The 19,862-nt window shown below is 67.0% G+C and carries 22 protein-coding genes; 11 read left to right on the top strand and 11 right to left on the bottom strand.

The annotated features are described in order from the left end of the window. Positions 1-15 precede the first annotated feature (15 nt). Positions 16-957, top strand: a complete 942-nt coding sequence (locus GPX89_RS13695) for a LysR family transcriptional regulator (RefSeq protein WP_157387812.1) — start codon at positions 16-18, stop codon at positions 955-957. Here GPX89_RS13695 and GPX89_RS13690 read toward each other — a convergent pair. From GPX89_RS13690 to GPX89_RS13680, 3 genes are all read right to left on the bottom strand, one after another. Further along, the gene (locus GPX89_RS13690; RefSeq protein ID WP_157387811.1) at positions 947-1,150 is read right to left on the bottom strand and encodes a hypothetical protein; all 204 of its coding nucleotides are present in this window, start codon (positions 1,148-1,150) and stop codon (positions 947-949) included. The genes GPX89_RS13695 and GPX89_RS13690 overlap by 11 nt on opposite strands. Positions 1,151-1,230: 80 nt before the next feature. After that, a complete protein-coding gene (locus tag GPX89_RS13685; protein WP_157387810.1) occupies positions 1,231-2,646 on the bottom strand; it encodes an NlpC/P60 family protein in 1,416 nt (471 codons plus the stop codon). 312 nt (positions 2,647-2,958) lie between these two features. Further along, the gene (locus GPX89_RS13680; RefSeq protein ID WP_328601798.1) at positions 2,959-3,498 is read right to left on the bottom strand and encodes an Rv1476 family membrane protein; all 540 of its coding nucleotides are present in this window, start codon (positions 3,496-3,498) and stop codon (positions 2,959-2,961) included. 192 nt (positions 3,499-3,690) lie between these two features. Between GPX89_RS13680 and GPX89_RS13675 the strand changes: the two genes are divergently transcribed. Further along, complete coding sequence (locus GPX89_RS13675; RefSeq protein WP_328601797.1) at positions 3,691-6,483, top strand: aconitate hydratase; 2,793 nt, start codon at positions 3,691-3,693, stop codon at positions 6,481-6,483. A 183-nt stretch (positions 6,484-6,666) separates the two neighbouring features. Continuing rightward, positions 6,667-7,233 carry a TetR/AcrR family transcriptional regulator gene (locus tag GPX89_RS13670; protein WP_328601796.1) on the top strand — a complete coding sequence of 189 codons (567 nt, stop codon included), beginning with the start codon at positions 6,667-6,669 and terminating at the stop codon, positions 7,231-7,233. 41 nt (positions 7,234-7,274) lie between these two features. On the opposite strand, the gene GPX89_RS13665 is transcribed toward GPX89_RS13670, so the two are convergent. After that, entirely contained in the window at positions 7,275-7,700 is a 426-nt protein-coding gene (locus GPX89_RS13665) for an SRPBCC family protein (RefSeq protein WP_157387809.1), read from the bottom strand. A gap of 15 nt (positions 7,701-7,715) precedes the next feature. Continuing rightward, on the bottom strand, positions 7,716-8,036 hold the full coding sequence (locus tag GPX89_RS13660; RefSeq protein ID WP_198347415.1) for a hypothetical protein: 321 nt from the start codon (positions 8,034-8,036) through the stop codon (positions 7,716-7,718). Positions 8,037-8,110: 74 nt separating this feature from the next. Between GPX89_RS13660 and GPX89_RS13655 the strand changes: the two genes are divergently transcribed. Then, the gene (locus tag GPX89_RS13655) at positions 8,111-8,689 is read left to right on the top strand and encodes a TetR family transcriptional regulator (RefSeq protein WP_157387808.1); all 579 of its coding nucleotides are present in this window, start codon (positions 8,111-8,113) and stop codon (positions 8,687-8,689) included. A 13-nt stretch (positions 8,690-8,702) separates the two neighbouring features. Here the strand turns inward: GPX89_RS13655 and GPX89_RS13650 are convergent, their stop codons facing one another. After that, positions 8,703-9,302 (bottom strand): DUF4291 domain-containing protein, encoded by a 600-nt coding sequence (locus GPX89_RS13650; protein WP_198347414.1) that lies wholly within the window; start codon positions 9,300-9,302, stop codon positions 8,703-8,705. 59 nt (positions 9,303-9,361) lie between these two features. Continuing rightward, on the bottom strand, positions 9,362-9,868 hold the full coding sequence (locus GPX89_RS13645; RefSeq protein WP_198347412.1) for a MarR family winged helix-turn-helix transcriptional regulator: 507 nt from the start codon (positions 9,866-9,868) through the stop codon (positions 9,362-9,364). Positions 9,869-9,939: 71 nt separating this feature from the next. Between GPX89_RS13645 and GPX89_RS13640 the strand changes: the two genes are divergently transcribed. The 6 genes from GPX89_RS13640 (at position 9,940) to GPX89_RS13615 (ending at position 14,868) form a co-directional block, all read left to right on the top strand. Then, positions 9,940-10,437, top strand: a complete 498-nt coding sequence (locus GPX89_RS13640) for a cupin domain-containing protein (RefSeq protein ID WP_157387807.1) — start codon at positions 9,940-9,942, stop codon at positions 10,435-10,437. A gap of 28 nt (positions 10,438-10,465) precedes the next feature. Further along, positions 10,466-10,975: a hypothetical protein gene (locus GPX89_RS13635; protein WP_157387806.1), complete on the top strand. Its 510-nt coding sequence runs from the start codon at positions 10,466-10,468 to the stop codon at positions 10,973-10,975. Positions 10,976-11,043: 68 nt separating this feature from the next. After that, positions 11,044-12,684, top strand: coding sequence for a multicopper oxidase family protein (locus tag GPX89_RS13630; protein ID WP_328601795.1), 1,641 nt, complete (start codon positions 11,044-11,046; stop codon positions 12,682-12,684). 142 nt (positions 12,685-12,826) lie between these two features. Further along, complete coding sequence (locus GPX89_RS13625; protein WP_157387805.1) at positions 12,827-13,243, top strand: acyl-CoA thioesterase; 417 nt, start codon at positions 12,827-12,829, stop codon at positions 13,241-13,243. A gap of 192 nt (positions 13,244-13,435) precedes the next feature. After that, positions 13,436-13,897 carry a hypothetical protein gene (locus GPX89_RS13620; protein ID WP_157387804.1) on the top strand — a complete coding sequence of 154 codons (462 nt, stop codon included), beginning with the start codon at positions 13,436-13,438 and terminating at the stop codon, positions 13,895-13,897. An 11-nt stretch (positions 13,898-13,908) separates the two neighbouring features. Then, positions 13,909-14,868, top strand: a complete 960-nt coding sequence (locus GPX89_RS13615; protein ID WP_157387803.1) for an MvdC/MvdD family ATP grasp protein — start codon at positions 13,909-13,911, stop codon at positions 14,866-14,868. A gap of 180 nt (positions 14,869-15,048) precedes the next feature. Here GPX89_RS13615 and GPX89_RS13610 read toward each other — a convergent pair whose 3' ends face one another. The 3 genes from GPX89_RS13610 to GPX89_RS13600 form a co-directional block, all read right to left on the bottom strand. Next, positions 15,049-15,294 (bottom strand): helix-turn-helix domain-containing protein, encoded by a 246-nt coding sequence (locus tag GPX89_RS13610; protein WP_033087059.1) that lies wholly within the window; start codon positions 15,292-15,294, stop codon positions 15,049-15,051. A 540-nt stretch (positions 15,295-15,834) separates the two neighbouring features. Then, positions 15,835-17,466, bottom strand: a complete 1,632-nt coding sequence (locus tag GPX89_RS13605) for an ABC-F family ATP-binding cassette domain-containing protein (RefSeq protein WP_328601794.1) — start codon at positions 17,464-17,466, stop codon at positions 15,835-15,837. A 275-nt stretch (positions 17,467-17,741) separates the two neighbouring features. Continuing rightward, on the bottom strand, positions 17,742-18,479 hold the full coding sequence (locus tag GPX89_RS13600; RefSeq protein ID WP_157387801.1) for a site-specific integrase: 738 nt from the start codon (positions 18,477-18,479) through the stop codon (positions 17,742-17,744). A gap of 141 nt (positions 18,480-18,620) precedes the next feature. On the opposite strand from GPX89_RS13600, the gene GPX89_RS13595 reads away from it, so the two are divergent. Further along, entirely contained in the window at positions 18,621-19,211 is a 591-nt protein-coding gene (locus GPX89_RS13595) for a MazG nucleotide pyrophosphohydrolase domain-containing protein (RefSeq protein ID WP_157387800.1), read from the top strand. Between the two features lie 50 nt (positions 19,212-19,261). Here GPX89_RS13595 and GPX89_RS13590 read toward each other — a convergent pair whose 3' ends face one another. Then, entirely contained in the window at positions 19,262-19,492 is a 231-nt protein-coding gene (locus tag GPX89_RS13590; protein ID WP_198347410.1) for a bacteriocin immunity protein, read from the bottom strand. Positions 19,493-19,862 lie beyond the last annotated feature (370 nt).

Here is a 19,862-nt window from a genome sequence, read left to right as displayed (position 1 = left end):
TGTTACTTTCGCGAAGTGAAAGTCACCTCCCTGGATCTCAACCTCCTCGTGGTGCTCGACGCCGTGCTCGAGGAGGGCAGTGTCACCGCCGCCGCGCGACAACTGAACCTCTCGGTGCCCGCGGTCAGCCGGGCCCTAGGCCGCCTGCGCACCTCGTTCGACGATCCCCTACTGGTGCGCACCCGACGCGGCATGGAACCCACCGCACAGGCGATCGCCCTGCGACCGCGAGTCCGCGCACTCGTCGCGGCAGCCGAAGGCATTCTCGAACCCCGCGAACCGGATGCACTGAGCCGCCCCTTCACGGTTCTGGCACCACACGACCTGATCGCCGCCTACGGCACACAACTGATCACGCGACTGCGCGAGCAGAACCCCGCCGCCCAGGTACGCTTCCTCGCCGACAGCCGCGGCACAGCCGCCGATGCCGAGTTACGCGAGGGCACAGCCGATGTCGCGATCGTCGTGAACGCCTCCGCCCACAACGACCTCCGCGCGGAGGGCCTGATGCGCGTCCCCTACACCGTCGCCGTCCGCACCGGCCACCCCCTGACGTCCGAGCCGGTAACCCCGCCCCGCCTCGCCGCCTTCCCCCACGTCGTGGTGTCCCGCCGCGGCCGCCTCCGCACCGCCACCGACCGCCTGCTCGAGAACCACGGCCTCCACCGCGAAACAGCCGCCACCACCCCCGATTTCACCACCGCCCTACACCTGACAGCCGACACCGACCTACTCACCATCGCCCCCACCCCATTGGCCCGCACCCTCGCAACACCCCTCGGCCTCACCCTCCACCCACTCCCACTGCCCCTCAAACCCCTACGCGTAAGCCTGCTCTGGCACCCACGCCGCGACACCGACCCAGCCCACAAACTCCTCCGCACCCACATCCTCGAACTAGCCGAGACAGCGAAAACACCAGCACTGGAAGACATTCCAACGAATATCAGACCCTGATGCCGGACTCGGCGACCACATCGTCCGGCAGATAAGGGTTTTCGGCCAGCCAGGGCAGGTAGGCGGGCGATCGGCGGCGCAGATCCGCCATGACCTCCGCCTCGAACCGAACTGTCGGCACCGCCTCCCACCACACCACGAGCATGTCGTCGGGTGTGTGGAGGATTTCACGCACCGGGCGCATACCAGTCATCCGCGAGTTGGTTCCGCACATCCGATACGCCGCTCACCCTCGGATCCACGACAACGACGGTGCCACAACCTCGGGGCGGGTCAGGAGATGATTCGGATGGCGTAGGGCATGATGCCGTCTTCGCGGACGGTGGAGACGCGCACTACGTCGCCGGATTGGGGGGCTTCGACCATTTTGTTGTTGCCTATGTAGAGGGCTACGTGTTGGCTGCCGCCGGGGCCCCAGAAGAGCATGTCGCCTCGGGCTCGTTGGGAGACGGGGACCCTTGTGCCCATGGTGTATTGGTAGCCGGAGTAGTGCGGGAGGGAGACGCCGACGCCGGCGAAGGCGTAGATCATGAGGCCGGAGCAGTCGAAGCCGGTTTTGTTGTAGTCGCCGTAGCTGTCGGCGGTGCCGCCGTCTCGGATGCCGAGGGTGGGGCCGTCCTCGTCGCCGCCGCCCCAGGCGTATTCGACGCCGAGTTGGGACATGGCTCGGTCCACGACGGTGTTGACGAGGTCGGCGCTCGAACCGTTCGGGCGGACCACCGGGGGCATGGAGCGGCGCGGCGGGGAGGTGTCCTGAAGGGTGTGGGGGCGGTGGCCCTGGCCCACCTGGTCGGCGCGGTCGGCGGAAGCGCGGTCGCCCGCTACTCGGGCCGCGGCGGCCACGGCCGCGGCGTGCGCGGCGGCCTCCTCGGCTTTGCGCTGCTGGTCCCAGGCCACGAAGGCGTCGCGCTGGCCCTGCAGTCCCGCGACGTTGGCGCGCGCCGCGTCGAGGCGCTGCTGGGCCGAATCACGCTGGCCGACAAGGTCGTTGCGGCGGACGTTCTCCTGGTCCAGGTCGGCTTGGGCGGCGGCTACCGCGTTCTGGGCCTGGGTCTTCTTGGCGGCGGCGTCGGCCGCGGCGGCGTCGGCGGCCTGCTGGGCCTGTTTGGCGGCGGAGGTCTTGTTGGCCTGGTCGATCTGGGCGTGACGCAGGCCGTCGACGACGGCCTGCTGGTTCTTCGAGGCAATTGTCAGCACCTGAGCGCGGTTGAGCGCGATCTCGGCACTGGGGGCGGCCAGGTAGTTGACCAGCGAGGTGGAGCCGGGGCGCATGTACACCTGGGCTACGTACTTGTCGAATTCCCGGTGCGCGCCATCGACTTTCGTGCCCGCGTCGGTCAGGTCCCGCTGGCACTGGGTGACCGCGCGGGCGGCGGTGTCGGCGGCGTCGCGGGCGATCTGCAGGTCGACCAGGGCCTTGTTGACGGCCTCGCGGCGGGTGGCGACAGCGTCGTCGAGTTGCTGCAGTTGCTGTTCGGCCGCGGCGACCTGATTGATGAGCGCGCCGACCTCGCCCACTCCGGCGTCGACCTGCGCGCCGGCGGCATTGATATCGGAGTCGCTCGGATTCGGGGGCGGCGGCGGGACGGCGTGGCCGGCGGCCATGCCCACGGCGAACACGATGAGCGCTACGAGCAACTCCGTAGCGACCCGCATCCAGCGCCGCTGCAGCTTCGCCGGTCGTCTCATCGCACCTCCCTGGAGTCCCATCCGGCACAACATCCCCAACCGTGCCATCGCGAAACCGTACGGCAAGTCAGGGAGTACGCCGCTCAGGCACGCCACAATGACAGCGATGTAATTCGTTAGTAGCCAAGTATTTGCAGGTAAATCCCACAATCACCACACGCCACAACACACGACACGCGGTACGGTTTCGGCGCGCCGCAGACGAACTGGACGGTATGTCAGATACCGGTCAGGCGGAGGGCAGCAAAAAAAGGGGCCCGGGACGAACCCGAACCCCCCGAGGGAGACACCGCCTCTCGACGGCCGGACCACCTAGACCGGGGTCCGCTCACCCGCCCGACCCTGCGCACGCCGCACCTTCACCAGGTACAGCCCGCCGATCGTCGCGATCAGCACGCCCAGGATCACCAGCGTGATCACCGTCCACGACACCGTCTCCGGCTGCTCGAGCCGATCCACGAAAACCCGCGCAGCCTCGGTGGTGTGATCGGGCCCCCGGTACTTGGCCTTGTCCTCGGCCCACTCCAGATGCCCGCGCGTGAATTGGTCGCTGTAGGTGCCGACCCAGTCGTCGCTGAAGACCACCACGGTCCCGTGCTCGATCTTGCCGACCTCGTTGGCGAGATCGCGCAGGTTCGCCTCGATCCCCGGATTGCCCTGCACGACAATGATGTCGAGCTGAATGCCGCGCTCGCGCGCGTCAGCGGCGATGTCGATCAGCCCCTGCTTGTCGCGTCCGGCGGGGGCGGCGACATGATCATCGGCGAGATCGGCGATGATTGCCTTCAGGTCGGTGTTCGGCGGTAGTTCCGCCTTCATGGGCGTGAAAACCGAGGTACGCGAGACGGTCACGAACGCAGAGTACGGGACGACGTGTCATATCACCTCACTGCGGCACGCGAGCGGCCCCGATAACACTCCCCCGATGTGCTCACAGGACAAGCGTACTGTTAGAGTCGGCAAACGGACGGGGCTTGCGCCTCGACGAGCCATCGGCACAGCCCCGCCGGTGGCCCTCCCATTCACAGACGAGTGGAGCTGAACGTGACGAGTATCGATACCTTCGGCGCCAAGGGCACCCTCGAGGTCGGAAGCAACTCGTATGAGATCTTCCGTCTCGCGGCCGTGCCCGGCACCGAGAAGCTGCCCTACGCCCTGAAGGTCCTCGCGGAGAACCTGCTTCGCACCGAGGACGGCGCGAACATCACCGCCGACCAGATCCGCGCCCTCGCGGCCTGGGATCCGTCGGCCGAGCCCGACACCGAGATCCAGTTCACCCCGGCCCGCGTGATCATGCAGGACTTCACCGGCGTGCCCTGCATCGTCGACCTGGCCACCATGCGTGAGGCCGTCACCACCCTCGGCGGCGACCCGAACAAGGTCAACCCGCTCTCCCCCGCCGACATGGTCATCGACCACTCGGTCATCCTCGACGTGTTCGGCACCGCCGACGCCCTCGAGCGCAACGTCGACCTCGAGTACGAGCGGAACGGCGAGCGCTACCAGTTCCTGCGCTGGGGCCAGGGCGCGTTCGACGACTTCAAGGTCGTCCCGCCGGGCGTCGGCATCGTGCACCAGGTCAACATCGAGTATCTGGCCCCCACCGTCATGGTCCGCAACGGCCAGGCCTACCCCGACACCTGCGTCGGCACCGACTCGCACACCACCATGGTCAACGGCCTGGGCGTGCTGGGCTGGGGCGTCGGCGGCATCGAGGCCGAGGCCGCCATGCTGGGCCAGCCGGTCTCCATGCTGATCCCGCGCGTCGTCGGCTTCAAGCTGACCGGTGAGATCAAGCCGGGCGTGACCGCCACCGACGTCGTGCTCACCGTCACCGACATGCTGCGCAAGCACGGTGTGGTCGGCAAGTTCGTCGAGTTCTACGGCAAGGGCGTCGCCGAGGTGCCCCTCGCGAACCGCGCCACCCTGGGCAACATGTCGCCCGAATTCGGCTCCACCGCAGCGATCTTCCCGATCGACGAGGAGACCATCAACTACCTGCGCCTCACCGGCCGCAGCGACGAGCAGCTCGCGCTCGTCGAGGCGTACGCCAAGGAGCAGGGCCTGTGGCACGACGCCGACAACGAGCCCGCGTACTCGGAGTACCTGGAGCTGGACCTGAGCACCGTGGTGCCGTCCATCGCCGGCCCGAAGCGCCCGCAGGACCGGATCCTGCTGTCGGACAGCAAGACCCAGTTCCGCCAGGACATCCGCACCTACACCAACGACCCGGTGCCGCACACCGCGCTGGACGAGGCTCTCGAGGAGTCCTTCCCGGCCAGCGACCCGGTCGCCTCCGGCACCGCCACCGACGGTGCGGCCCTGCCGACCGCCGCCAACGGCAACTCCGGTCGCCCGTCGAAGCCGATCAAGGTTTCGGACCCCGAGCGCGGTGACTTCGTCCTGGATCACGGCGCCGTCGTGGTCGCGGGCATCACCTCCTGCACCAACACCTCCAACCCGTCGGTCATGATCGGCGCGGCCCTGCTGGCCCGCAACGCCGTCGAGAAGGGCCTCGCGTCCAAGCCGTGGGTCAAGACCAACATGGCCCCGGGCTCGCAGGTCGTCGCCGACTACTACGAGAAGGCCGGTCTCTGGCCGTACCTGGAGAAGCTGGGCTTCTACGTGGGTGGCTTCGGCTGCACCACCTGCATCGGCAACACCGGTCCGCTGCCGGAGCAGATCTCGGCCGCGATCAACGACAACGACCTGTCGGTCACCGCGGTGCTCTCGGGCAACCGCAACTTCGAAGGCCGTATCTCCCCCGACGTCAAGATGAACTACCTGGCCTCCCCGCCGCTGGTCATCGCGTACGCGCTCGCGGGCACCATGGACTTCGACTTCGAGACCGACGCCCTGGGCAAGGACCAGAACGGCAACGACGTCTTCCTGAAGGACATCTGGCCGTCGGCGCAGGAGATCGACGACACCATCAAGTCGGCGATCAGCCGGGACATGTTCACCAAGTCCTACGCCACCGTGTTCGACGGTGACCAGCGCTGGCAGGGTCTGAACACCCCCGAGGGCGACACCTTCGCCTGGGACGAGAAGTCCACCTACGTCCGCAAGGCCCCCTACTTCGACGGCATGTCGATGGAGCCGGCCCCGGTCGAGGACATCAAGGGCGCGCGCGTGCTGGCGCTGCTGGGCGACTCGGTCACCACCGACCACATCTCCCCCGCCGGTCCGATCAAGCCGGGCACCCCGGCCGCGCAGTACCTCGACGCCAATGGCGTTGCGCGCAAGGACTACAACTCGCTGGGCTCGCGTCGTGGTAACCACGAGGTGATGATCCGCGGCACCTTCGCCAACATCCGGCTGCGCAACCAACTGCTGGACGACGTCTCGGGCGGTTACACCCGCGACTTCACCCAGCCCGGTGGCCCGCAGGCCTTCATCTACGACGCCTCGCAGAACTACCAGGCCGCGGGCATCCCGCTGGTCGTGCTGGGCGGCAAGGAGTACGGCTCGGGTTCCTCGCGTGACTGGGCCGCCAAGGGCACCCGTCTGCTGGGCGTCAAGGCCGTCATCACCGAGTCGTTCGAGCGCATCCACCGCTCGAACCTGATCGGCATGGGCGTTGTGCCGCTGCAGTTCCCGGCCGGCCAGTCGGCCGCGTCGCTGGGCCTGGACGGCACCGAGACCTTCGACATCGAGGGCATCACCAAGCTGAACGAGGGTGTGACTCCGAAGACCATGAAGGTCACCGCCACCAAGGAGAACGGCGAGAAGGTCGTCTTCGACGCGGTCGTCCGCATCGACACCCCCGGTGAGGCGGACTACTACCGCAACGGCGGCATCCTGCAGTACGTGCTGCGCAACATGATCCGCGGCTAGTAACCGCAGCGCCTCGGTCTTCGAAGGGCTGTTTCGAAGCCGAGTCGTGGTGGTAGGCGGTGGCTTTCACCGCCTACCACGCGGCCCCGTCCGGGGCCGCTTCGCTCGTCGCTCGTGCGGGTTCTCCGATTTGGTCGCAAGATCATCAAGGAGAACCCGCACAACACGTTTCGGAGGAGTCCAGTGCCCAAGGTCAGTGACGACCACCTCGCCGCCCGGCGCAGCCAGATCCTCGACGGAGCACGCCGCTGCTTCGCGGAGTTCGGCTACGAGGGCGCGACCGTGCGTCGCCTCGAAGAAGCCACCGGCCTGTCACGGGGCGCGATCTTCCACCACTTCCGCGACAAGGACGCCCTCTTCCTGGCGCTGGCCCAGGAGGACGCGGGCCGCATGGCCGAAGTCGCCGCCACCCAGGGCCTCATCCAGGTCATGCGCGACATGCTCGCGCGCCCAGAGGATTTCGACTGGCTCGGCACCCGCCTCGAAATCGCCCGCCGCCTGCGCAACGACCCCGAATTCCGCGCCAACTGGGAAGAACGCTCCACCGAGCTCACCGCCGCCACCGTCGCCCGCCTCGAACGCCGCAAGGCCGCAGGCGCCCTCCGCGAAGACGTCCCCACCGAAGTCATCCTCGGCTACCTCGACCTCGTCCTCGACGGCCTCATCGCCCGCATCGCCTCCGGCCACGCCAACGACAACCTCGAAGCCGTCCTCGACCTCGTAGAAGCCTCGGTCCGCCGCCGGGAGTAGCTACCCGGCGATCCGCGAACCTCACCGACGACACCCTTTGCTCAGGACCGGGTGAGGCGCTCGGTCAGGATGATGCCGCGGGCGAGTTGGACCTTGCGGGCCTGGCCGGAGGCGAAAGCCATGAGGCCGAAGGGGGTTCGGAGACGGAGTTCGTCGTCTACGCGGGTGCCTCCGGGGGTGGTGGTGAGGTCGAAGCGGTAGGCCATGTGGACGCCGCCGGGACTGTTGACCTCACCCCACACGGCCTTGCCCGGTGTTCCCAGCAGGGACACGCGAATCCGGTTGTCGTACTTCAGGCCGAGGAACCGAAACCGTTCGACCGCCACATACGAACCGTCCTGGACGTCCTCGACGGCCACCACCAACGGCGACAGGCCGATGTAGTTCTCGGGCCGACTCAGGTGGTCGAACACCGCCTCCACGGGAGCGGGGACGGTGAAGGTGTTGCGGAGGATCTTTTCGGGCATGCCGGAACTCTAGCGTCAGGCCGGATTGGGCAGGCGCAGTGCGTCATTCAGCCGATAGGCGCCGCGGCGGCCGTGGAAGACGGTCATGGCCAGTGCTCCCACGCTCAGGGCGACGGCCCCCGGCCAGGGGTGGGCGGGTAGGTCGGATACTGCGGCGAAGCCAGCGGCGAGAACCAGGCCCAGCCAGCCCGCCAGCGCATTGCGGAGGGGCGAGTTGCCCAGGACGTTCGGAAACTCTTCGCCGAGTAGGCCTTTCACGAAATGGGGCAGGGCGTTGGTACCCATAACGCCTGCGAGAGTGGCGAACAGCAGGGTGAACCACATGGAGAACCTCACAATTTTCAGTCAACAGCTGTAGACCGAAGGTACGCCCGCGCCACGGATCGAGTCAACGTTCGTAGACTGAATCAATGGATCCGGCCACCACACGCGCTCAGCAACGCCGCAATACCGAGGCGCGCATCCTCGAAGCGGCCGGGCGGCTGTTCGCCGAAGCGGGCTACGAACGCACCACGATTCGCGCGATCGCCACCGCGGCGGCGACCGACCCGGGACTGGTGATGCGCTACTTCGGCTCGAAAGCGGAGCTGTTCGCCCGGGTCGCGGTGGTCGGCGACCTGCAGACGATCGAAGGATCACCCACGCAGACCGCGGAGCTGCTCCTCGGGGCGCTCGTCGCGAAGCTCGAGGAGGAGCCGGTGAACGCGCTGGCGGCGATCCGATCGATGCTCACCAATCCCGACGCCGCCGGCGAGGTGCGTGCGGCGATGGTCGCGCAGCAACGGCAGGCAGCGGACCATCTGGTCCAGGATGACGCCGACCTGCGGGCCGGACTGCTGGGCGCGGTCACGCTCGGCGTCGTAATCGGCCGCCACCTGCTCCATCTCGACGGCTTGAACGACGCCTCCCCCCAGCGGATTTCGGCGGTCCTGCGTCGCGCGTTCCACGAGATCGCGCACGGCCGACCCGAGACCGACCCGCCGATCTGATCGTCGGCCGCCCTCAGACCGCCGTGACCCCGATCCGCTGCGCGACATCGGCGGCCAGCGGGTACGGCTTCTCCGGAGGCAGCAGGGCGCGGGCGCGGTCGGCGTGGCCCGAGCGCAGGTGGCCGTGCATGCGGTGGACGGTTGGGGTGAGGTCGCGGATGTCCACGGTCCAGTCGGCGACATACTGCTCGATGATGTGGCGGGACAGGCCGACCTGAAGGCTGCGGTGATCGAGTTTCGCGCCACGCAAGGAGTATTCGGGGTCCCATTGGACGTGGACTACGGCGTGGGCGAACAGCGTGCGCCACTGGTCGTTTCCGGTGTAGACGCGGCGTTCGGGACTGGTGAGGACCGCCTGGGCGAGGGCTTCCTCCCAGCCCGCGCGGGTGATGCGGACGGCGAGGATTCGTTCCTGGCCGGGTTTGCGCGCCCAGTTGCTGCGGTGCATGAGCCACCGGAACGAGGGTTTGATCCAGGTCATGCGGTGGGTCGAGAAGGGCGGGACGAAGCGTTGGGCCGCTACCGCCGCGTCGGCGATCGCGGGTGCGTAGGCCTGGTAGACCACGATCGTGTCCCGGTCATGGTCTGCCCTGATCTCGAACTTCGGGGTCACGCGGGAGGACGGTAGTCGCGGGACGCGGTTGGGTACCAGCCATTTTCGGCGGCCGAGGGTCAGTCGGCCTGCGTGAGGTGGGCTTGGAGCAGGCGCGTGATGCGGTCGAGGTGCGCGCGATCCTGGGCGGAGAGGACCGAGAGCATGCGGGTTTCGTTCTCGAAGTGCTCGGTGGCGACGACATCGACCAATTCGAGACCGCGGTCGGTGAGTCCGACCTTGATCGAGCGGCGGTCGCCGGGGTCGGCGATGCGGCGGACCAGGCCCGCGCGTTCGAGGCGGTCGAGGCGGCCGGTCATCCCAGCGCGGGACATCATCAGCGTGTCCGCGAGGCCCGACGGCGTGAGTTCGTAGGGCTCACCCGAACGGCGCAGCGTCGCAAGCACATCGAACTCCCCGCTCTGCAAACCGTGTGCGACGAAGACCGATTCGACCTTCTGGGTCGCCACTACCAGCAGCCTCCCGAGCCGCGACAGCATGGCCATGGCGTCGCCGTCGAGGTCCGGCCGCTCCCGCCGCCACTGCTCCTGGATCGCGTCCACCGCGTCGAACTTCTTCTCGCCCATGGACAGCACTCTATTCGATGGCATATAGTTCGGTAGCGAATTATCAACCGCCGAACAGTTCGGAGCCAGCCATGAACACCACCTCCCGCGCCGCCGCCATCCGTCAGCCCCAGGACGCCGAGGTCCTCGCGACCGCGACCGCGTCGGTGCGTCTGCTCATCGACTCCAACGAGGCCGGCGGGTCGAGCAGCACCATCGAGGTCACCCTGGGCAAGGGCGCGGACGGCGCGACGCCGCACTACCACACGCTCTCCGACGAGCTGTTCTACGTCGCCGACGGCGAGCTGCAGGTGTGGGCCGGGGACAAGATGGCCACCGTCGGCGCGGGCGGCGCGATCGTGGTGCCGAAGTTCATGCCGCACGCCTTCGGCGCCGCGCCGGAGAGCACGGCGCGCATCCTCATCGCCCTGACCCCGGGCGTCGAACGGCACGGCTACTTCCGCTTCCTCGAGCGGCTCGCGCAGGGCCAGGCCACGCCCGCCGATATCCAGGCCGCGCAGGAGGACTTCGACAACCACTTCATCGACGAGCCGCGGTGGTGGGCCGAGCGCAACGCCAACCGCGCCTGAGCGAACCGAGTCAGCAGGGGGACGAACAATGAATGCCGTACTGGCACCGCGCAATCCGCGCCGATCCACGCGGATTGCGCGCCGATCCGAAACGAAGCCGACCACCGGTCGCGCACTCCGGGTGGCCGTGCGCACGGTCGCGACACTCACCGCCGCCGATGCTCTGATCCAGGCGGCGCTGGCCGGACGGTTCCTCGCCGGGAATTTCGACGCGCTCGGATTGCACGCCGCCAACACGAGCGTCCTTGCCGCCCTGACGGTTACCTTGCTCGCCGTGGTCGCCGTGCGCAGCCGACGCGAGCGCGGGCCGTGGTGGCCCGCCGCCGCAGTGCTCGCACTCGTCGCCACCGAGGGGCTGCAAGCCTGGCTCGCCCAGCTCGACTACCTCGAATTGCATGTGCCGCTGGGCGTCGGAATCATCGCGTCGCTCATCCTGGTCACCCGCTGGGCCTGGCGCGAAGCCGATTCCCGCGAGCCGGAATTCCCGTCCCGATCGACCTCCGCGCCCGCAACGACCTCGGGAGCCGAAGCACAGTGAGACCCTTCACATTCGGCACACGACGACCCAACTCGACGCCGGTGCCGCCGGTCACGCCACAGTCCCCGGTGGCCGAAGGGCTCGGCGAGCGGGGCCGCGTCGGCTCGGGCGAGAGCCTCGGCATCGACACTGCGCCGCAACCAACCGGCGCGAGCCGGCACCGCTTGCGATCGGAGTCGATGATTCCGCGTCGCCGACTCCTGCGAACAGCAGCTCTCGGCGTGGGAGCCATCGCGGCCACCGGGGCCGGAATCACCTGGCAGCTCTCGGGTCCGCGGACCCTCGGTGCGACGATCCGCAGTGCCGCCCGGCTCCCGGAACCGTTCATCCTGCCGGGAGCCGTCCCCTCGACGCTGGCTCCGGAGCGGGTGGATGCGGCCGGGGATCACTATCGGATCGTGCAGCGGCGGGCGGTTCGCGAGATCCTGCCGGGATATCGCACCGAAATCTGGGGATACAACGGCGAATTCCCCGGACCGACCATCCGTGCCCGGAGCGGCCGCCCGGCCCTGGTCACGCATCGCAACGAGCTCGCGGTGCCGACCGTGGCGCACCTGCACGGCGGTCACACTCCCGCTGAATCCGATGGTTACCCAACCGATTACGTGCACCCGTCGCAGGAGCGGCTGTACACCTATCCCCACCAGCAGGCCGCCGCCACGCTCTGGTATCACGATCACCGCATGGACTTCAGCGGTCCGTCGGTGTGGCGCGGGCTGGCCGGATTCCATCTCATCGGTGACGAGGAAGAGGACGGCCTCGGTCTGCCGTCAGGGGAGCGTGATCTGCCGCTGTTGTTGTGCGACCGGGCTTTCGACGCCGCCGGTCAGCTCGTCTACCCGGCCGTCGACCCCACCGCGCAGCACTCCCCCGGCGTCACCGGCGACTACATGCAGGGCGTGCAGGGCGATGTGGTGCTGGTCAACGGTGTGCCGTGGCCGCGCTACGACGTCGCCTCGGTGCGGTATCGGCTGCGCTGGCTCAATGGCTCCAATGCCCGCGTGTACCGGCTGCGGTTCGACGGCCCGCACCGGACCGCACCGGGATTCGTGCAGATCGGCTCCGATGGCGGACTGCTCGACGCGCCACAGCATCTCGACGCGCTCGACATGGCCCCGGGTGAGCGCGTCGACACCATCGTCGACCTGACCGGCTACCGGCCCGGCGATGAGGTCACCGTGGTGAACGACCTCGGCGAGGGTCGCACGGTGGAGGTGCTGCGCCTGCGCGTCACCCGCACCGAACCCGACACCTCGCGAATCCCCGATCACCTGGCTCGGATCGAGCGTTTCGATCCGAAGTCCGCGGTCCGCCGCCGCGACCTCCACTTCCACATGGGCGAAATGCCGCAAATGACAGGAATGTCCGGCGACTCCGAGGCGAAGGGCTGGCTCATCGACGACCGCCCCTTCGACCCGGACCGCACGGACCTGACCGTCCGGCTCGGCGAATGGGAGATCTGGCGCCTCACCGCCAACTTCAATCACCCGGTTCACGTACACCTGAACCCCTTCCAGGTGTTGTCCCGCAACGGCCGCGAGCCCCTGCCGTCCGATCGCGGCTGGAAGGACACGGTCCACCTGCCCGCCGGGCAGGCGCTCGAGCTCGCGATCCGCTTCACCGGCTACACCGGCCGCTTCATGCTGCACTGCCACAATCTCGAGCACGAGGACATGGCCATGATGGCCAATCTGGCGGTTACGCAGTGATCATCGAGGGTGGCATGGCAACCTGTCTCACGAACCCTCCACCACGACTCGGATTGGCGATAGCCCCGCAGTCGCGGACCTGTGTGCCGCAGACCACTGAAAATGCGGAATGATCGCCGTCGCGGGCCGGGTTGGAAGTTGCATGGTCTTTTCCGTCCCGGTCACCGTTCGCGGATACGAGCTCGATATCAACGGGCATCTCAATCAAGCCGTATATCTGCAATACGCCGAGCACGCCCGCTGGGAACTGCTGCGCGCGAGCGGTCTGCCGGGCGAGAAGATGGTGGCCGCGGGCATCGGCCCGGTAGTGCTGGAACAGACCGTCAAGTACCAGCGCGAATTGCATCTGGGCGACGAGATCTCGGTGACCTGCGAATTCGAATGGACCGGCGGCAAGGTCTTCAAGATGCACCAGCAACTGGTGAAACTGGACGGGACGATATCGGCGCAGATCGAGGTCGTGTCCGGCATTCTCGATCTACAGGCCCGCAAACTGGTTGCGGATCCCGGTGCCGCACTGCGGGCCATTGCCGAGTCGCCGGACGTGCTGGGTCTCTGAGCGAAAGCCGCCGCCCCGACCCGGTCTCGGTTGATCAGCGAAATTTCTTCGGCGAAAACGGTTTCCGAAACCCCGGCGGAGTTTGCCGGGGTAGCTGAAATCTTTCGTTGCGGACCGATTCCGACGCGACGCGGGATATGATTCAGATCACGCTCGGCCCCGCAGCAAATCCCGAGCAGATCGGAGCTCAGCATGACCGGCGCCCTGCACCGAACCGGATCGACGGCACTCGCCAGCACCTCGCCACCGCTACCCGGCTATCTTGTCGCAGCCACCGAGCGAAGTATCAGCGTGCGGGTCGGCGACGGCACCTGGACCTTCCACCGCGCCGATGTCCTCGACATCTCGCGCTGGGATACCGCCGTGGCACAGGGCGGCTGCGAGGGCCGTCCGGTGCTGGTGCGCGTACGGTCCGGGGCCACCGCCGATTTCACCCAGCGCCGCCGCGTCGAGCTCACCGACCGCCCGCTCACCCTCGCGCCCGAGCTCAGCCCGGCCCGCGGCGATGACGAACTGCGCCGGGAGACCGAAATCTGGGCGCGCGGACTGGATCTCGCCGCCGCGCCCGGTGTCGGCGGGGCCACCATGACCTGCTGCCAGACCCGCTCGCACCACGGCAGCGACGACGGCATAGCCTGCGACAGCCTGGACTGACGGGGGCGCGGATGGCCGCCCGCACCATGGGTTCGGTGCTCATCGTCACCGAGGCCGAGGACCTCCACGGTGACGCCCTCGCAGCCACGCTGCGGAAACACCACGGGCACACCCCGATTCGCCTCGACATGCGCGACTTTCCACGTGAGAACGGCACTTTCCGGCTGGGTGCCGACGGCTCCTACCGCAGCCTGTCGCACATCCTGGGCCTCGACGATGTCACCTCCGTGTGGTGGCGGCGACCGCACCCCTGCGCCGTGCCGGCCGGTCTGACCGAGGAGGACGACACCTATCGCCGCGCCGAATGCGACAGCTTCCTCCAGGGGCTGCTGTGGTCGGTGCCGGCCATGTGGGTCAACGACCCGGGGGCCGACCGCACCGCCGGGCGCAAGCTCGTGCAGTTGGAGACGGCCTATCGCGCCGGTTTCGCGGTCCCGGAGACCGTGGTCACCAATGATCCGGAGGAGGCGCGCGCCTTCATCGAATCCCGGCCCGGCCCAGTGGTTTACAAACGCATCGGCACCGGCCGCGGGGCGTTCACCGAGACCCGGCTGTTCACCGCGGCGGACTTCGACCGGCTCAGCACGATCCGCAACTCCCCCACCGTCTTTCAGGACTACATCCACGCCGAGAGCGATCTGCGCATCGTCTGGGTGGACGGCATCGAGTGGGTGGTGCGCATCGACTCGCAAGCCGGTGTGGGACGGGTGGATTCGCGCCTGGACACCTCGGTGGCCTTCACGGCCGACCGGCTGCCCGCCTCGGTGAGCAAGTCGCTCACCACGCTCATGGGCGCGCTGGGGCTGGCTTTCGGCGTGCTCGATCTGCGCGTGGGCCTCGACGGCGAGTTCTACTTCCTGGAGGTGAACCCCCAGGGGCAGTTCGCCTATCTGGAAATCAAGACCGGTCTGCCGATTTTCCAGAGCCTCGCAAATCTGCTGGTGCTCGGCGACGGGACCGTGATCCCGTAAGTTCCACGTGCCGTCACGGGCAGGCCGCGCGCCATCCCGAGTCGTCCCCGGGATTGCGCCAGGTCATCCCCGACCACCGCAAGGCGTCCCGAATCGCAAGTCGTCGACCGGCTTTCGCCGGTCGAGACCCAGCAATCCGTTCCCGACGGGAGGGCAACCCCTTCCCGAACGGAGAAGACGCTACTTGCCGGCCTTGGCGGCCTTGCGGCGGTTCGCGCCGCCCCGGCTGCGGAGTTGCACATGCGACTCCACCAGCACGTTGTGGATGAAGCCGTACGAGCGGCCCGTTTCCCGGGCCAGCGACCGGATACTGGCTCCGGCCTCGTACTGCTTCTTGAGCTGGGATTGCAAGCGATCGCGGGATTTCCCGGTGACGCGCGTGCCTTTACCCAATACGGCTTTACCCTGTGCGGGCCTGTCACTCATGGCTATCCTCCGAGTCGCCGTGGGCGCCTCATTCCAGGTTAGAGACTTGTTCCCGTGTGATCAACGAATCAGTGTGATCCGAGTCACCGCTTTCTGTGCCGAATGTGGCGAAATGCCCGAATCGCGGGCAGAAATGGGGGATTCTCGCTGGTCGGAAGTGTCACCGGCGCGCCAGGGCGGGTGCGCGAATTCTGCTGAACGACAGGCCCTTCCAGGCGGTGTACAGCCTTCGTCAGGGCTCCGGCACCCGCAGCGGGCGCGACCGGCCCGTCATGATCGTTCGTCTACGGCGACGCCTGATTCATCAGACATTCCGGTCAGTTGGTCTGTCGGTCACCCGCGGCGCGGACCTTGCCGAAGCCGATCGGCACTCGCACCGGCGGACTTCCTGCCACGCGGATCAGCGCATCCGGACCCGTGGAGGCCCGCGGCCGGAATGGCAACGCCGGAGCGGAGGGACCGGTGACCCGGTTCCGATGCCGCTCCGGCGCTTGGTGTTTGCGACGGCCAGTGGTCAGCACCCATGCGGGGGCGGCGATCTCACGCCAGCTGGATGAGCTCCAGGTAGTCCTGCGACCAGTGGTCCTCGGTGCCGTCGGGGAGCATGATGACGCGCTCGGGGTTGAGGGCCTCGGCCGCGCCCGGATCGTGGGTGACCAGGACGACCGCGCCCGCGTAGCTGCGCAGCGCGTCGAGGACCTGCTCGCGGGAGACCGGGTCGAGGTTGTTGGTGGGCTCGTCGAGCAGCAGCACGTTGGCGGCCGACGAGACCAGACCGGCCAGGGCCAGGCGGGTCTTCTCACCGCCGGAGAGGGTGCCGGCGGGCTGGTCGAGCTGGGGGCCGGAGAACATGAACGCGCCCAGCAGGCCGCGCAGGTCCTGTTCACCCGCGTCGGGGGCGGCGTGGCGGATGTTCTCCCACACCGTGGCCTGATCGTCGAGGGTGTCGTGCTCCTGGGCGAAGTAGCCGATCTTCAGGCCGCGGCCCGGATCGATCTGGCCCGCGGTCAGGGTCTCCACACCGGCGAGCAGACGCAGCATGGTGGTCTTACCGGCGCCGTTGAGGCCCAGGATCACCACGCGGCTGCCCTTGTCGATGGCCAGGTTCACGCCGGTGAAGATCTCGAGCGACCCGTAGAGCTTGGTCAGGTTGGTGGCCATCAGCGGCGTCTTGCCGCAAGGGGCGGGCTCCGGGAACTTGATGCGCGCCACCTTGTCGGCCACGCGAATGTCGTCGACCTCGTTCAACATGCGCTCGGCACGCTTCACCATCTGGTGTGCCGCAGCGGCTTTGGTGGCCTTGGCGCCGAGCTTGGCGGCCTGCTGCTTGAGCGCGGACGCCTTCTTCTCGGCATTGGCGCGCTCGCGCACGCGGCGCTGCTCGTCGGTGGCGCGGGCGTCGAGGTACTTCTTCCAGCCCATGTTGTAGATGTCGGCCTCACCGCGCACCGCGTCCAGGAACCACACCTTGTTGACCACGTCATTGAGCAGATCGACGTCGTGGGAGATGACGATGAGACCGCCGTCGTGGTTCTGCAGGAACCCGCGCAGCCAGTTGATGGAGTCGGCGTCGAGGTGGTTGGTGGGCTCGTCGAGCAGCAGCGTGGTGTCGGACTTGCCGCCGCTGCCGTCGGAGGCGCTGAACAGGATGCGCGCCAATTCGATTCGACGGCGCTGACCACCGGAGAGGGTCTTCAGCTGCTGGTTCAGCACCCGGTCGGGCAGGGCCAGGCTGTTGCAGATCCGCGCGGCCTCGCTCTCGGCGACGTATCCGCCGAGCGAGGAGAACCGCTCCTCGAGCCGCCCGTACTTGCGGATCGCCTTGTCGCGCTCCTTCTCATCGGCCACCTCGGCCATGAGCGCCTGCTGCTTCTCCATCTCGCGCAGCAGCGAGTCGAGCCCGCGCGCCGACAGCACCCGGTCCTTGGCGAGGATGTCGAGGTTGCCTTCCTTCGGATCCTGCGGCAAATAACCGATTTCACCCGAACGAATGACCTTGCCCGCGTAAGGTTCCCCCTCACCGGCAAGAATCCGCAGCGTCGTGGTCTTCCCCGCGCCATTGCGGCCCACCAGCCCGATCCGATCACCGGCCTGCACCCGCAGCGCCGACCCCGGCGCCGTCAGCAGGGTGCGGACTCCGGCCCGGACCTCCAGGTCGGTCGCGGTGATCACAAGCGTCTCCTCGGGGTACAGCGGCTGCGGATAGTTAACTGACCGATTGTGCGCCGTCACGACACACATGAACCACCGATTTTATCTCATTCGCCGGAGACCCCGAGGTCAGGGGCATGGTCGAGGTCGATTTGTCCTCCAAACTCCAACTTTGCTCCAACTTTGGTTGGGACGAGGCCCTCCAGCACCTCGGCGTTATCCACGACAACGTGCACATATCCAGCCGGGTCGATGTAGTGCCGGGTAGCGATTCCAGCGCCGTCCAAGTGCCCCAACTACGCGCTCGCCCGCCGGGCGTCACCGGTCGTGCCCGCCACGTGCGTCGCGACAGTGTCCCGAAGGTTGCCGAACTTCACCCACGACAGCTCTGTCCCACCACGGACACGGCTGAGCACACGGTGCGCTGTGCACGGTGCGATCACACTTCCGCGGTTCGACATGAAGACCGGCAGTTCGTCCGACGTCGGAGAGCAGTGAGACTTCCACTCGCGCAGCTCCGCGGTGAGCCACCGGGGCAACGCGATGTAGTACCCGAAGCCTTCCTTTCGATGCTTGCGCTTGTTCTGCCGGAAGGTCCTTGTTCCGTAGAGACGGAGCTTCACGACAGTGCCACTCACATGCATGATGGCGTTCTCGACAGATGAATCCTCCAGCCCGGCGATGTCGTCCCATCTGACTGCGAGTGCTTCTCCGGGACGAATCCCCGTGCCCAGCATCGTCAATACCAGCACCCGGAAATACCCGGATTTCAGCTGCCGGGAGACGATGAGGTCGTAGAACTGGCCTCGCTGACTCGGCGACAACGCCCGCTGGTCCCCTGGTCCCCGTTCAGGCCGCGGGACCGGTGCCATGAGGCTGACATCGAAATGGCCTTGCAGCGTCAGCATGGTGAATGTGCCCGACAGCACGACGTACTGCATCTGAGCAGCAGCCGGCGCTACGTCTGCGACGTCGTCCAGGTAGTCCGCCAGATAAGACGGCCTCCCGGCCTCCTCGATCGAGAGATGCCCCATCTCCTTCGCAAGCTTGATCGCGTCCGCATCCGTCCGGGGCTTGTCAGCCTCATGGATCGTCCGGTAGTACGCATCACCCGCGGTGGTCGTGCAGGGTTATGGCGATAGGCAGTGATGCTTAGGCAGGTACCGCCTCAAGACATGGATGGTGTTGAGGTTCTTGTGGCGGCTCAGCGCAAGTTTGCGCGCGACCGGAACTGGGAGCAGTTCCACACCCCCAAGAACCTGGCCATGGCGCTGGGTGGTGAGGTCGGTGAGCTTGCTGAGGCGGTCGGCCGACTCGTCGATTGCCCCGAACCAGTTCGTGCTATCGGTGACCCCAATCTCGCCGAAGAGATCGGTGACGTCGTCCTCTACCTGCTTCGACTGCACGACGTCACCGCCATACCCACCACCATCACGCGCTTGGCAGACCGCAGCAACAGCGACGACAGCGTCGATCCTCGCGCCTTAATACGTGCGCTGTGCGACCTGATCGCAGCGACTGGACGCGTCCTTGAAGTGTTTCAATGGACCGCCTGCTCCTCGCAGGCGGGCACCGCCGTACGGACCGAACTTCCGGCTCTCCTTCAAGCGGTGACGGCACACCTCTCGGCGCTGAGTGCCCTGTTGCGGATTGATCCGATCACCGCAGCCGCCGCAAAAATCACCGTGAAAGCCGAAAAATACCCTACAGCAACATGTTTCGGAACGGCCGAGAAGTCGGCTTGGTCTCCGAAAGACTCGGAATGACGTGTCGATGCAACAGCTTCACCAACCCTGTCTCCCGTCGGCAACGCGACCTATTCTGGACCGCCGAGTGCAATCAGCCGGTACGCCAGCGCCTTGTCAACGATCTGTTCCGGCGTCAGTCGGGGGTTCGAGTTGTCCCAGAAGATGTAGTCGCTGATCCGGGGGTCGGCTACCGAGTCTTTGAGCGTCTGCAGCCATGCATCTTGCTCAGTTTCGTCACCTTGACCTTCGTACAGTCGGGTAACGAGTTCAATTAGTTCTTCCCTGGCCAGTGCCGCCATGTTTCTCCTCAGCTGGGTTTCCGATCAAACTGTTGCGGAAGCTCTCCAGCATCCCAAAGTTTGTCGAGAGTTTCAAAAAAGCGGTCGAAGTCCTTCTCCATTTCGCGCCGATCCGCCGCAGAAAGCGATCCGAGTGGATCCGAGAATGTCAGGTCACCGAGATCCGGGCCGGTCCATCCTTTGAATCGTCGGCAAACCGCACACCACGAGTAGGTAATGCGCGTTGTGCGATGCGTGCCAACATTCCGGTACATGTACGTGCGCACAGCCCGGTTTCCGCAGGCTGGGCAGGTTCGTTCAGTTGGGTCCTCAGTGAATCGTGGACCTGAGAGTAGTTCTTCCACCTGAGTGGAGTCGTATTCCCTCATGC

Origin of the sequence: Nocardia terrae (assembly GCF_009760405.1) — a bacterium.
GTDB lineage: Bacteria > Actinomycetota > Actinomycetes > Mycobacteriales > Mycobacteriaceae > Nocardia > Nocardia terrae.
This window is presented reverse-complemented; position numbering and strand designations above follow the sequence as displayed.